This window comes from Corynebacterium qintianiae (assembly GCF_011038645.2).
In the GTDB taxonomy this organism is placed as follows: domain Bacteria; phylum Actinomycetota; class Actinomycetes; order Mycobacteriales; family Mycobacteriaceae; genus Corynebacterium; species Corynebacterium qintianiae.
Map to the genome: position 1 here is coordinate 909,203 of NZ_CP064955.1, position 13,282 is coordinate 922,484.

Genomic DNA, 13,282 nt, shown 5'->3' on the forward strand with positions numbered 1-13,282 from the left:
TGTGAAAATAGGCAACCCGTTTTCAATGTGGTCGACCGCAGGAACAGGGTGGCCCGCACCCCACTAGACTGTGGTTCATGACTGCCTACGACCTGATGGATTTTAACGACGTCCTGGAGAAATACGACCCGGTGATGGGTCTGGAGGTGCACGTCGAGTTGGCGACGGAGACGAAGATGTTCTCCACCTCGTCAGCGCATTTCGGGGCAGCCCCGAACACCAACATCGACCCGGTCTCCCTCGGACTGCCCGGGGCGCTGCCCGTGGTTAACGCCAAAGGAGTGGAGTGGGCCATCAAGATAGGCTTGGCCCTGAACTGCACTATCGCGGAGAGCTCCCGCTTCGCCCGGAAGAACTATTTCTACCCGGATCAGCCGAAGAACTACCAGATCTCGCAGTACGACGAGCCCATTGCCTTTGACGGCTACCTGGACGTGCAGCTCGAGGACGGCACCGAGTGGCGCGTGGAGATTGAGCGCGCCCACATGGAAGAGGACACGGGCAAGCTCACGCACCTCGGATCCGCGTCCGGCCGCATTACCGGGGCGACTGCGTCACTCGTGGACTGCAACCGCGCAGGTATCCCGCTCATCGAGATTGTGACCAAGCCGATCATCGGCGCCGGCGAGCGAGCCCCGGAAGTAGCGAGAGCGTATGTGGGCGCGCTGCGCGAGCTGGTCAAAGCCCTCGGCGTGTCCGATGCGCGCATGGACCAGGGGTCGATGCGTTGCGACGCCAACGTGTCCCTGCGCCCCATCGGCCAGGAGAAGTTCGGCACCCGCACCGAGACGAAGAACATCAACTCTCTCAAGTCAGTCGAGCAGGCAGTGCGCTTCGAAATGCAGCGCCAGGCGCACGTTTTAGAAAACGGCGGGGAGATTGTGCAGGAGACCCGGCACTACCAGGAGAAGGATGGCTCCACCTCGAAGGGCCGCCCGAAGGAGGAGGCGTCCGACTACCGCTACTTCAATGATCCGGACCTGCCGCCGGTGATCGCCAAGCCCGAGTGGGTCGAGGAGATCCGCGCGACCCTTCCGGAGTTGCCGTGGGTGCGCCGCGCCCGCATCCAGGAGGAGTGGAGGCTGCCGGAAAAGGAGTTCCGCGACCTAGTCAACGCTGGCGCCCTCGATCTCGTGGTGGACACCGTCGAGGCGGGCACGACACCGGATGAAGCCCGCGCCTGGTGGGTGTCCTACATCACTTCCAAGGCCAATGAGCAGGGCAAGGACCTTGACTCCGTCGGTGTCGAGCCCAAAGATGTCGCTCGGGTTGTCACCCTTGTGAAGGAGGGCAAGCTGACCACGAAGCTGGGACGCCAAGCCATCGACGGCGTGATAGCAGGTGAGGGAAGCGTTGACGAGGTCGTCGCTAAGCGCGGTCTCGAGGTTGTGCGCGACGATTCCGCCATTGAGAAGGCAGTGGACGACGCGTTGGCCGCGAACCCGGACATCGTAGAAAAGTACCGCGCCGGCAACACGAAGGTCACCGGCGCGATCGTGGGAGCTGTGATGAAGGCCACCCAGGGCAAGGCAGACCCGGGTCAGGTCAACCAGCTCATTGCGAAGAAACTGAGCTAGCTCGCTGCGTTCGAGCCGCCGGCACCGCGCTTGGCGTGCTCGGCCTCTTCCGGGGTGACGGCCGGGAAACTACCGGTGTGGTACATCTCGTCGTACGCCTCCCAGTCGATGGGGGCATCGGCCGGGGACTCCGGCGCTCCCTCGTATTCATCGGACTCGGGATTCAGCGCGGGGGTGTCCTCCAGCGAGAACTCGCTCGCGGGGTCGGCGTCGAGGTCGGCCGCAACTTCCTCCTGGACGGACTGCCACAGCTGGGTCTCTTCAACGTGGGACTCGGAGACTAGCTCCTCGACCTCTTCACGCTGGCTGTCGGTTAGCTCCTTCGCATCCGGGTCGAGGGCCTTCTCCGCCAGAGCCGCCAGGCGCTCGCGCCGCTTCGTCTCCTGCTGGATCAAGGTGCGGTCCTTGATCCACGCGTAGACCATGACAACAATGAGTACCATACCGAGGTAGCCGATGACCGGGTAGACCCAGTTCACCAGCTCCGCGAACCCGATAAAGGACAGGGCGAAGCCGATGCCGACCACCGTGAAGTAGATCGGGCGGAAGCGCTCAGGGTGTTTGGCGGACATGCGGCGGGCCATGGCGTAGAACATGCCGACGGCGGTGTTGTAGACCATCAGGTAGATGATGATGGAGACGACGAGGCCGACGGCAGGATGCATGTTGTCGAACACCATGAGCAGCGGGAAGTCTGCGCCGAATACCCCGTCCATGTTGGCGAAGATAACGAACGCCAGGGTCACAAGGAGGACGGAGAAGATAATGCCGCCGAGCAGGCCTCCCAACCCGGCTTCGCGCGGGTTCATCTGGGAGCCGGCGATAACCAGGATCATGGACACGCCGACGAGAACGCACAGGGCGGCGTAGTTCAGCGCGGAGAGGAACCAGTTGCCGAAGACCCCGGAGGCCGGGTCATTCTGCATTGCGAGCTCGTTGAGCGAGCTCATGTGGTCCGGCATGTTCAGGATGGTGACCACGAGAGCGCCGATCACCGCGAGAATGAGGAACGGCGTGATCACGGAGATGACGTTGGTGAGCTTGTCCACGTCGAGGAATCCGGAGGCGACAAGCGCGATGGTCATGATGACCGCGCCGACCCATGTGGGGAAGCCGAACTGTTGCTCGAGGTTGGAACCGGCTCCGGCGATCATGACGAACCCGATGGCAAAGAGAGTGAACATGGTGGACAGGTCCATGAAGGTGGACACCACGGGCCGGGAGACGGACTTGAACACCGCAGAATGGTCGTCTGCCAGGTAGTAGGAACCGAGCTGGAACAGAGTCGTTCCGACGACCACGATGACGATGCCGGCGAGGATCGAGCCGACGATGCCCCAGTATCCGTAGGCCAGGAAGTACTGAATTGTCTCCTGGCCGGACGCGAAGCCCGCTCCGACGAGGAGGCCCACGAAGGCGAGGGCGACTTTAACTGCTTTTCTCACGAAGTTTTCCCAAATACTTTGATGAATAGAAACTTGCAATGTACAAGTCCGCAATGATATCAAAACGTCTAGTCACCGTTTTTGGTGCGAAACGCGCCCGGTGCATTAGTGTTGGCTCGCATGTCGAACATTCGCCCGGCGAAAGCCGAGGTCGCAGCCGAGATCCTCTCCATGATCCGAGAGCTCGCGGAGTACGAGAAAGAGCCCGACGCTGTCGCTGCGGCGGAGCAGGACATTCACGATCATCTCTTCGGTGAGGACCCCAAGGTCTTCGCTCATGTGGCGGATGAAGACGGCCGTCTCGAAGGTATGGTTATCTGGTTTGTCAACTTCTCTACGTGGGAGGGGCGCCACGGCATCTGGATGGAGGACCTCTACGTCCGCGATTCCGCCCGGGGCAAGGGCGTGGGCACGAAGCTGCTCAAGGAGCTCGCGAGTATCGCCGTGGAAAACGGCTACCGCCGCGTGGAGTGGTCTGTGCTCAAGTGGAACGCCCCGTCGATAGGCTTCTACACCTCGATTGGGGCGCACGACATGGGCGACTGGCAGACGATGCGTCTCGACGGCCAGGCGCTGCGTCTCATGGGCGCCTAGCGCTGGAACGGCTCGGGGTTTTTGACCTGCTCGCCGTCGCGCACTGGCCGCGGTTCCGTCACGCCTGAAGCGTAAGGAGAGCCGCCGAAGCGGCCTCGGTCGTGGTTTTCCGCGAGCCAATTGAGGTCCGGTCCCAGTGGGACCACGCCGGTGGGGTTCACCTCGGCGTGGGTGATGTAGTAGTGCTGCTTGATCTCGGTGAAGTCGGTGGTGTCGCCGAAGCCGGGGAGCTGGAACAGCTCCTGCAGGTAGCCTCGCAGGTTCGGCATCTCGGCGATCTTGGTGCGCGATGCCTTGAAGTGACCGTAGTAAACGGGGTCGAAGCGCACGAGTGTGGGGTAGAGGTAAATGTCTGCGAGCGTGACGTGGTTTCCCACTAGATAGCGCTGCTGGCCGAGGCGCTCCTCCAGCCAGTCCATGTGCTCCCACAGCTCGTGGTACGCCTCGTCGTAGGCTTGTTGTGTGGCGGCGAACCCGCAGCGGTAAACGCCGTTGTTTACGTGCTTGTAAACGCGGTCGGTGATCTGGTCGATTTCGTCGCGCAGGTGCTCCGGGTATAGGTCCGGGGCGCCCTCGCGCTGGAATTGGGCCCACTCGTCGTTGAAGTCGACCGGGATCTGGCGGAACCAGTTTGTAACAACCTTGTTGGTGCCCACCTCCACGATCGCGGGCACTGTGATGCCCTCCGGGTAGTCGGGGAAGCGGTTTTCGTAGGCCTCCTTGAGACGGCGCAGACCGGTGACCGGGTCCTTCTCGCTAGGGTCGACGTCGAACACCCACGAATCGGCGTCGTGTGTCGGGCCCGCCAGGCCGAGCGAGATCACGTCCTCGAGTCCGAGGAGACGGCGGGCGATGATCGTGCGGTGCGCCCAGGGGCAGGCGCGGGCGGCCATCAGGCGGTAGCGGCCGGGCTCGACGGGCCAGAGCTTCCCGCTGGATGCGCGGGGCTTGTCGACGTCCGCGACAATGCGGTCCTCGATATACGTCGTGTCGCGCTCGAAGGCGCCGTCGGCGGAGGCGTTTTGGGGGGCGTTCTTCCACTTCTGTTTGTCCATTGCACCTATTGTCCTCACAATAGGATGACAAATCAACAAAAGTTGGGCGGGGCGCGCCGGAATCGCTTCCGCAGAAAACCGGTTTCCTGCAATAAGTTCCTAACTATGACTAGCAAATTCCCCCGCAACAATCCCCGTGACGTCACCCCCGACGACTTCAACAATTTCGAGGATGTCCCCACGTACGGCGAGGCCGGCAGCACCTCGCACATCCGCGCGGGCGAGCCCTCTTCCATCTACGAACGCACTGGGAAGGCCGCTCCGACGGAGGTGTTCCCGAGCTCTGCTATGCAGTCGACTGAATCTCTCGTCACCGATGAATCGACCGTCACCGTCGACCGGCAACCGCTCGAGGTGATGCCCGCCGAACCCGTCTACGCCGAAGAACCGGTAGTAGTGGAGGAGCCCGCGCGCCGCGGCACGATCGACCTCGGTCTGCTCCTGCTGCGCCTCGTTCTGGGCGGCTACCTCATCTTCCATGCGATCCAGACGTTCTTCCGCCTCGGCGCCTCCGACGGCATCACCGGCCTAGAGAACGACTTCTCCGGTTATGCGTACGGCGAGGTCCTCGCCATCGTCGTGCCCACACTCGAACTCGCCGCCGGTGTATTCATCGTTCTGGGGTTGATTGGCCCTGTCGCGGCCATGGTAGCGGTGGCCGTTACCGCGTTCATGAGCGCCCACGCCGTCGCGTCGTCCGGAGCGGGTGCAAACATGCTTATGTGGGACGCCGCGGTGTGGCTTCCAGTGCTCCTCTTCGGTATCTCGCTGGCCCACCAGTTCACCGGGCCGGGCTTCTACGCCGTCGACTCAGGACGTAGCTGGGCTCGCCGACCCCTGGCTTCGTCGTGGATCTTTGCCGTCCTCGGCATCGCCGCGGCCGCCCTCTTGTGGTGGTTCGGCACCGGCATCAATCCCTTCGCGTAGCCGGGGCTCCGCGGGCACGCCACGCAGCGCGAGTGCCCAGGCCCCCATTAGGGCGATTCCCAACCATACGAAGTCCGACACGAGGAACTTCTGCCACAGCGCAAGCTCGTGGACGGCGATGGAGTCGCCGAACCACCACTTCGGCGGCCGCGTCAGCACGAGCGCGGTCCACAGAGTGACCACCCCTGTGAGCAACGGCGGCCACCGCAGCACCGTGGCGCAGCGCCAGGCGGCCACTGGGAGGATCAGCGCCAGCCACACCCAGTGGTGCGACCACGAAACGGGGGAGATAAGTAGCATGACCACGGCGTTGACCAGGGCAGCGTCGATAAGCATGCGGCGGCGGATCAGCGCAGCCATGAGCCAGGCCCCAAGGCCGACCGTGGCCAGCACGAGTGCGAACCAAATCAGGTTTGAACCGAGGGAATGCGCCTCGAGAGATTCCGCGCTGGGGTAAAAGCGCATGACCATGCCCTTGAGCGAGCTGTTCGACTGGTAGGTGGTGTCTACGCCGAATTCCGAGCTGGTGCCCATGCTGAAGAGCGTTACCCCGAAGAATTCCACCGTCGCGTCCCACCTCAATAGCGCCGCGACCACTGTCGCGGCCAAACCGGACACGCCGGCAACGACGATCGCGCGGAAATCCTTGCGCAGCAAGAAGAACAGCAGCATCGCCACGGGGGTGATCTTGATCGCGGCGGCGATGCCGATGAGCGTTCCCTGGGGCAGCCAGCGCTTTCGCGGTACCAGATCGAACACCACGAGGGCCATGATGACCACATTGATCTGGGCGAACATGGCATTGAGCCGCATCGGCTCCATGCACACGCCAGCCGCCCACACGACGGACGTGGCGGCGAGGAGAGTGCGGCGGCCCAGTTTGTCGTTGGTGAGAGCGCGCAGGACGAACCAGAGACAGGCGAACAGCAACGCGGACGACAGGCCGATCATCACGTTGCCGGCTGCATCGTCGGAAAGACCGCTGGCCATCGCCAGCGGCGACAAAACGAGCGCACCGAACGGCGGGTAGATGAAGGGCAGCGCCACATCGGCCGCGTGCATCGGCTCGGAGTAGACGGGCCTGCCCTCGAGGAACGCCCGGGCGCCCTCCCGGTAAATGATCACGTCGACAGGGAAGTCGGTCGCGAGCATCAGGCTCCACGTGGCCGCGCAGCCGACCGCGAGACCCAGTGCCGTGACGAGGGTGAGTAGGTGAGTTTTCACCCGCGTTAGCCTAGTCCACCTGTCGGACAGCGCCCTTGTCGGCGGAGGTTGCCATCTTGGCGTAGGCGCGCAGCGCCTTGGTCACCTCGCGGGTGCGGTTCGGCGTCCACGGGCGCTCGGACGCCTCCATCTTCGCGCGGCGCTCGGCGATGACCTCCTCATCGACGTCCAGACGGATCTCGCGGTTGGACACCGAGATGCTGATGGTGTCGCCGTTTTCCACAAGGCCGATCAAGCCACCGTGCGCGGCCTCCGGGGAGATGTGCCCGATGGACAGCCCCGAGGTGCCGCCGGAGAATCGACCGTCCGTGATCAGGGCGCACTTCGTGCCCAGACCCGCGCCCTTGAGGAAGGACGTCGGGTGCAGCATCTCCTGCATGCCCGGACCACCCGCGGGGCCCTCGTAACGGATGACGATGACCTCGCCCTCCTGGACCTCGCGGTTGAGGATGACGGAGACCGCCTGCTCCTGGGAATCGAGAACGCGGGCGGGGCCACTAAACTCCCACAGGCCCTCCTCGACGCCCGCGGTCTTTAGGATCGCGCCGTCGGGGGCGATGTTGCCGCGCAGGACGACGAGGCCGCCGTCGGAGGTGAAGCTGTGCTCGACGTCGTGGATCACGCCATTGGCGGAGTCCGTGTCCAGCGACTCCCAGCGCGCAGACTGCGAAAACGCCTCGGTGGTGCGCTTGCCGCCGGGCGCGGCGTGGTAGAGCTCGATGGCCTCGGGCAGGGGGGACTCGGCGCGGATGTCCCAGTCCGCCAGCCACTCGTCCAGCGAGGGGTAGGCCACGGTGTGAACGTTCTTGTTCAGCAGCCCGGCCCGGTTGAGCTCGCCGAGGATCGCGGGGATGCCGCCGGCGCGGTGAACGTCCTCGACGTGCGCCTCGCCGTTCGGGGCGACCTTGGACAAGCAGGGGATTGAGTGGGAGAGCTCGTCGATGTCGTGGAGGCTGAAGTCCACCTCGCCCTCCTGGGCGGCGGCGAGGATGTGCAAGATGGTGTTTGTCGAGCCGCCCATAGCCATGTCCAGCGCCATCGCGTTGCGGAACGCGTCGACGGTGGCAACCGAGCGCGGCAGTACCGACTCGTCGCCCTCGCCGTAGTAGCGGTCGCACAGCTTCACAATGGCCTCGCCGGCCTTCTCAAACAGGGCGCGGCGCGCCGTGTGGGTGGCCAGCGTGGTGCCATTGCCCGGCAGAGACAAACCGAGGGCCTCGGTGAGGCAGTTCATCGAGTTCGCGGTGAACATGCCGGAGCACGAACCACAGGTCGGGCAGGCCGCGTTGGCGATCGACTCGAGCTCGGAGTCGGAGACGGCGTCGTTGGCGGACAGGGAGATCGCGTCAATCAGGTCGGACTTCGGCTTGGTCACGCCGCCGACCGAGAACGCCTTGCCGGCCTCCATCGGCCCGCCGGAGACGAACACGGCCGGGATGTTTAAGCGCATCGCGGCGTTGAGCATGCCGGGGGTGATCTTGTCGCAGTTGGAGATGCACACCATCGCGTCGACGGTGTGGGCGTTGATCATGTACTCGACGGAGTCGGAGATGATCTCGCGCGAGGGCAGGGAGTACAGCATGCCGGAGTGGCCCATCGCGATGCCGTCGTCGACCGCGATGGTGTTGAACTCCTTAGGCACGCCACCGGCAGCGCGGACGGCCTCGGCGACGATGTCACCGACGTTTTTCAGGTGAACGTGGCCGGGGACGAACTGGGTGTAGGAGTTAACGATGGCCACGATCGGCTTGCCGAATTCCTTCTCGCCGGTGCCGGTCGCGCGCCACAGGGCGCGTGCGCCGGCGGCCTGGCGACCGACGGTTGTGACTCGTGAGCGGAGGGGGATCACAGCGTTACTCCTTGCTGTCGGTGGGCTGGGCGGTCTCGGGCCGGGGGCCCGGTGTGTCAGGGTGGTCCCGTAGGTACTCGTCGTACTCTTCGCGGCTGAGCAGTACCCTGCGGCCTTCCCTGTCGATGATTTCGTACTTTCCGTCGGCGGCCTCGGCGGATGAGGTAATTACGTCCGTGATGCGCCCGCCTGAGGCCTCGGAAAGTTCCGGAATAGTGTTAAACGTTACACCCGGCATTGGGTGCTCCTTGCCCGCGGAGGTCGTGGCCAGCGCTTTCGCACCCTTGAAAGCGATGCCGGAGAGGTTGTCCCAGGCGATGGACACGTTCGGTCGGAGGGGGTACGTGATGGTGACACCGCGGGTGTCAACCCGCGTAGAAGACCCGAAAACCCAGACCAGGTACGCCGCGGGGATGATCAACAGCCAGCTCAGCAGCAGCGGAGCCCAGGCGATACCGATGAGCGCGATGCCCGTCATCAACACGATGGCGAGGACGTGTTCGCGTGAGGGGCGGAAAACCTGGGGTGCATCAGTCATGGGTACATGCTAGCCAACGGGAGTATCAGTTTGGGAAGGGGGAGTATCGCTAATCGACGCCCCGCCCGGCGCCCCGGCAGCCGTCCCATCCGCCGCGGTTGTGGGCGCATCGGTAGATGCCGTGTCGGTCACGTCGTCGCCAGGCACCGCCGGAGGCTCGGTCGTCTGAGCCACCGTGGGCTCCAGGGCGGTGGTGGGTTGAGGAGTCGGCGGGAGCTCCGTCTCAGCAGCGGCGGTTGACGGGGTGGTGCTCGTCGCGGCGGGAGCGGAATCGGTGCCCGCGCCGGCCTCGGCAGGCTCAAACGTGATGGCCCGAATGACAAGCAGGATGGCGAATGCGCTGAGCAGGACGAGCGTCGACAAGCGCATGGCTCCGCCGAACGCCATGCGCGGCGCGGGTTTCTCCTCGTCGGCGAGCGCGTCGGTGGCGGGATCGTTCTCGGACTCGACGGGGGAGAGGTCGTCGGTGTCGTTGCTGGCGGGCCGGACAGGCGGCATGTATTCGGTCGGGGGAAACTTGTCGAACTGGCCGGTGTGTTCGACCACGTGGTCCAGGCGGGTGCCCTCGATGGTGGTGGCGGAGCCGTACTCGTCCCAGAACTCGTTGAGGATGGACATGCGGATGGCGCGCTCCACCATCCACTGCGAGAGGGGCTCGACGCGGACGATGAAGCGCATGTCCACCGTCCACGGCATCCCCACCGTCACCGGTGGGTTGACGGCCACGGCCGGGTGGACGGCGAGGTCGTCCAAAACCTTCGGGCGGATGTCCGTCCGGGATAGCGCGCGACGGGCGGCGGACTCGGAGCGGGCGACGGCGGCGTCGGCACTGTCGGAACCAAGTAACGGAACCGGGATGACGACCACCGCGGACGACCAGTAGTTGGACTGGTTGATGCAGATCCGCGCCGTGGAGTTCGGGATGCTTACCGTTGCCTGCTCGAGCGTGCGGATCTGGGTCGCGCGCATGGTGATCTGGATGACGTCGCCGGAGACCTTGACGCCGTTGCCCTCGAATGTGACGAAGTCACCCACTCCGTACTGCTTCTCCGAGAGGATGAAGAAACCGGCAACGAAATCCGCGATGATGCTTTGCGCACCGAAACCGATGGCCGCGGAAACGACGGTGGCGGGGATCGCGGCACCGGCCAATGAGAAGCCGAGCTGCTGGAGAAAGAACACCAGGATGAGGAAGAATGCGATCGCCTGGACGATGTAAATGGCCACGCCCGAGATGGCGAGATGGCTCTTCGCCTCGTCCGCATCCGACAGTTGATCCGCGCGGCGCTCGGCGACCCGGTTGGCAAACCGCCCGGCTCGGGGAACCAGCAGGGCGAGGAGGATGAGCAACGCGATGTTGACACCGGTGTCGGCGAACCAGCTTCCGGAAAACCAGTTCCACGCTTCGGCGGCGATGTGAGTGATCGACATAGTGGTTATCAAGGGTAGCGCCTAAGGCGCACCTGTTAATCAACAAATATTCGGGTGCTGTGTATGATGATGCCCATGATCAATGTGCGACTAGTAGTAATTATTCCGGTGCGGCGCTTGCCGTAGCGGTCTGAAATCCTTCTCAGTCCCACAACAAGCGCCCTCGACAGCACACGCGTGCTGGTCGGAGGGCATTTGTGTTTTGGTCTTCAACCTCTCTCCTCCACCCGTTTAACTCAAGGAGCTATCTCCCGTGGCAGCTTCCAAAAAGCCCTCACACAAGGCCCCGAAACACGAAGAGGTCGCGCCCGAGCGCATGACCGGAGCGGACGCAGTCGTCCGCAGCCTCGAAGCGTTGGGTATCGACATTGTCTTCGGCCTGCCGGGCGGGGCGGTCCTTCCCCTGTACGAGTCCCTTTACGCCGCGCGGGAGCTGCGCCACGTGCTGGTACGCCACGAGCAGGGCGCAGGTCACGCGGCGACGGGTTACGCCCAGGTATCCGGGAAGGTCGGCGTGTGCATCGCCACCTCGGGCCCGGGCGCGACCAACCTGGTCACCCCGCTGGCTGACGCGTACCTCGACTCTGTGCCTATCCTCGCCATCACCGGCCAGGTCGGCTCGCCCTTGATCGGCACTGACGCCTTCCAGGAGGCGGATATCAGGGGTATCACCATGCCGATCACCAAACACAACGTCATGGTGCGCAGCGTGGAGGAGATTCCGGCGGCCATTGCCGAAGCGCATCACATTGCCTCAACGGGCCGCCCGGGACCGGTACTGGTGGATATTCCGAAGGACATCCAGAACACCGAGTTCGAGTTCACCTGGCCTCCTGTGCTGGATTTGCCGGGTTACAAGCCGAACACGAAGCCGCACTCACGCCAGGTCGTCCAGGCCGCTCGCATGATCGAGAAGGCGAAGCGCCCGGTGCTCTACATCGGTGGAGGTGTGATCAAGGCTGAAGCGCATGAGGAGCTCCTGGCATTCGCGAACGAAACGGGTGTGCCCGTTGTGACTACCCTCATGGCGCTGGGTGCATTCCCGCAGTCGCACCCGCTGTACATGGGCATGCCAGGTATGCACGGCTCTGTTCCCGCTGTCGGAGCCTTGCAGGAATCTGACCTGCTCATCGCGATCGGCACGCGTTTCGACGACCGCGTCACCGGCGACACCGACACTTTCGCGCCGGATGCGAAGACGATCCACGCTGACATCGACCCGGCCGAGGTGGGCAAGATCCGCGAAGTGGACGTGCCCATCGTCGGAGACGCGAAGCGTGTGCTGTCCCAGCTGCTGGACGCGTTCAAAGACGGCAAGGCGCATGCCCCGAATATCGACGCCTGGATCGAGCGGTTGGGCGACCTGAAAGAGCGCTTCCCCCGCGGCTACGACCCGCAGTCGGACGGGTCGCTTTCTCCCCAGTACGTCATCGAGACCCTTTCCGCCGAGGTCGGCCCGGACGCCGTCTACGTGGCAGGTGTGGGCCAGCACCAGATGTGGTCGGCCCAGTTCCTCGACTTCGAAAAGCCCCGCACGTGGCTGAACTCCGGTGGCCTGGGGACCATGGGCTACGCCATTCCCGCCGCCCTCGGCGCGAAGGCCGGAGCTCCGGACAAGGAGGTCTGGGCGATCGACGGCGACGGCTGCTTCCAGATGACCAACCAGGAGATCACCACCGCCGCCAAGGAAGGGTTCCCCTTCAAGGTCGCCCTGATCAACAACGGCAACCTCGGCATGGTGCGTCAGTGGCAGACCCTGTTCTACGACGGCCACTACTCCCATACGAAGCTCGGCGGCGACGTGTACGTCCCCGACTTCGTCAAACTGTCCGAGGCGCTTGGCGCGGAGTCGATCCGCGTGACCACGGAGGAGGAGGTCATCCCCGCCATCCAGCGCGCGCGGGAGATCAATGACCGCCCGGTGGTAGTCGAATTCATCGTGGGTGAGGACGCGCAGGTATGGCCGATGATTTCGGCTGGCGCCTCCAACTCCGACATCCAGTACGCGCTGAACATCCGCCCGTTCTTCGACCTGGAGGAGCACGCGGGCGAAGCGCCGGAGGACATCGACGATGTCGTCGAGATCGTGACCGAGAAGGGAAACTGACATGAACCGAGATGAGACAACCCGCAACATCCTGTCCGTCCTCGTCCTTGACCTCGACGGCATCATCACACGCGTCACCGCGCTGTTCACCCGCCGCGGCTACAACCTGGTTTCGCTCGTCTCAGCGAACACGGAGACGGAGGGAGTCAACAGGCTCACCATCGTCGTCGACGCGAGCGGGTACCACATCGAGCAAATCACCAAGCAGCTTCATAAGCTCATCCAGGTGCTCAAAGTCGCCAGGCTTGACGACGACAACACCATCGCGCGTTCCCTCCTCCTGGTGAAGGTCAACGCCGACAACTCCAACCGTCCCCAGGTGGTGGACGCGGCGAACATCTTCCGCGCTCGCGTCGTCGATGTCGCCCCGGATTCCGTCGTTATAGAGGCAACCGGAACCCCGTCGAAGCTCAGGGCGTTTCTCGACGTCATGGAGACGTTCGGTATTCGCGAGCTCGTCAGCTCAGGCCAGGTCGCGCTCAGCCGCGGACCGAAATCGATGGGCTCGGGCAAATAGCGCCCACGCCGCGCCGAA

11 protein-coding genes are annotated in these 13,282 nt (G+C 64.0%); 5 read left to right on the forward strand and 6 right to left on the reverse strand.

Annotated elements, in window-relative coordinates:
- The first annotated feature begins 77 nt into the window (after positions 1-77).
- Positions 78-1,577, forward strand: a complete 1,500-nt coding sequence (gene gatB / locus G7Y29_RS04515; protein WP_165002176.1) for an Asp-tRNA(Asn)/Glu-tRNA(Gln) amidotransferase subunit GatB — start codon at positions 78-80, stop codon at positions 1,575-1,577.
- Here the strand turns inward: gatB and G7Y29_RS04520 are convergent.
- Positions 1,574-3,022, reverse strand: coding sequence for a YkvI family membrane protein (locus G7Y29_RS04520; RefSeq protein WP_165002177.1), 1,449 nt, complete (start codon positions 3,020-3,022; stop codon positions 1,574-1,576). The genes gatB and G7Y29_RS04520 overlap by 4 nt on opposite strands.
- Before the next feature lie 120 nt (positions 3,023-3,142).
- On the opposite strand from G7Y29_RS04520, the gene G7Y29_RS04525 reads away from it, so the two are divergent.
- Entirely contained in the window at positions 3,143-3,616 is a 474-nt protein-coding gene (locus tag G7Y29_RS04525) for a GNAT family N-acetyltransferase (RefSeq protein ID WP_165002178.1), read from the forward strand.
- Here the strand turns inward: G7Y29_RS04525 and G7Y29_RS04530 are convergent.
- Positions 3,613-4,671, reverse strand: coding sequence for a glutathione S-transferase family protein (locus G7Y29_RS04530; RefSeq protein ID WP_165002179.1), 1,059 nt, complete (start codon positions 4,669-4,671; stop codon positions 3,613-3,615). The two genes, G7Y29_RS04525 and G7Y29_RS04530, sit on opposite strands and share 4 nt — an antisense overlap.
- Before the next feature lie 105 nt (positions 4,672-4,776).
- On the opposite strand from G7Y29_RS04530, the gene G7Y29_RS04535 reads away from it, so the two are divergent.
- Positions 4,777-5,598 (forward strand): DoxX family protein, encoded by an 822-nt coding sequence (locus tag G7Y29_RS04535; RefSeq protein ID WP_165002180.1) that lies wholly within the window; start codon positions 4,777-4,779, stop codon positions 5,596-5,598.
- Here G7Y29_RS04535 and G7Y29_RS04540 read toward each other — a convergent pair.
- From G7Y29_RS04540 to G7Y29_RS04555, 4 genes are read right to left on the reverse strand one after another with little or no spacing between them, the layout of a single operon-like run.
- Positions 5,482-6,822, reverse strand: coding sequence for a glycosyltransferase family 87 protein (locus G7Y29_RS04540; RefSeq protein ID WP_249399812.1), 1,341 nt, complete (start codon positions 6,820-6,822; stop codon positions 5,482-5,484). The two genes, G7Y29_RS04535 and G7Y29_RS04540, sit on opposite strands and share 117 nt — an antisense overlap.
- Positions 6,823-6,832: 10 nt before the next feature.
- On the reverse strand, positions 6,833-8,671 hold the full coding sequence (gene ilvD / locus G7Y29_RS04545; RefSeq protein ID WP_144742059.1) for a dihydroxy-acid dehydratase: 1,839 nt from the start codon (positions 8,669-8,671) through the stop codon (positions 6,833-6,835).
- A gap of 4 nt (positions 8,672-8,675) precedes the next feature.
- Entirely contained in the window at positions 8,676-9,209 is a 534-nt protein-coding gene (locus G7Y29_RS04550; protein WP_165002181.1) for a PH domain-containing protein, read from the reverse strand.
- Positions 9,210-9,218: 9 nt separating this feature from the next.
- The gene (locus G7Y29_RS04555; protein ID WP_165002182.1) at positions 9,219-10,640 is read right to left on the reverse strand and encodes a mechanosensitive ion channel family protein; all 1,422 of its coding nucleotides are present in this window, start codon (positions 10,638-10,640) and stop codon (positions 9,219-9,221) included.
- A gap of 253 nt (positions 10,641-10,893) precedes the next feature.
- Here G7Y29_RS04555 and G7Y29_RS04560 point away from each other — a divergent pair, with 253 nt between their 5' ends.
- Together G7Y29_RS04560 and ilvN are read left to right on the forward strand one after the other, a co-directional pair.
- A complete protein-coding gene (locus G7Y29_RS04560) occupies positions 10,894-12,747 on the forward strand; it encodes an acetolactate synthase large subunit (RefSeq protein WP_165002183.1) in 1,854 nt (617 codons plus the stop codon).
- A gap of 1 nt (position 12,748) precedes the next feature.
- Positions 12,749-13,264: an acetolactate synthase small subunit gene (ilvN, locus tag G7Y29_RS04565; protein ID WP_165002184.1), complete on the forward strand. Its 516-nt coding sequence runs from the start codon at positions 12,749-12,751 to the stop codon at positions 13,262-13,264.
- Positions 13,265-13,282 lie beyond the last annotated feature (18 nt).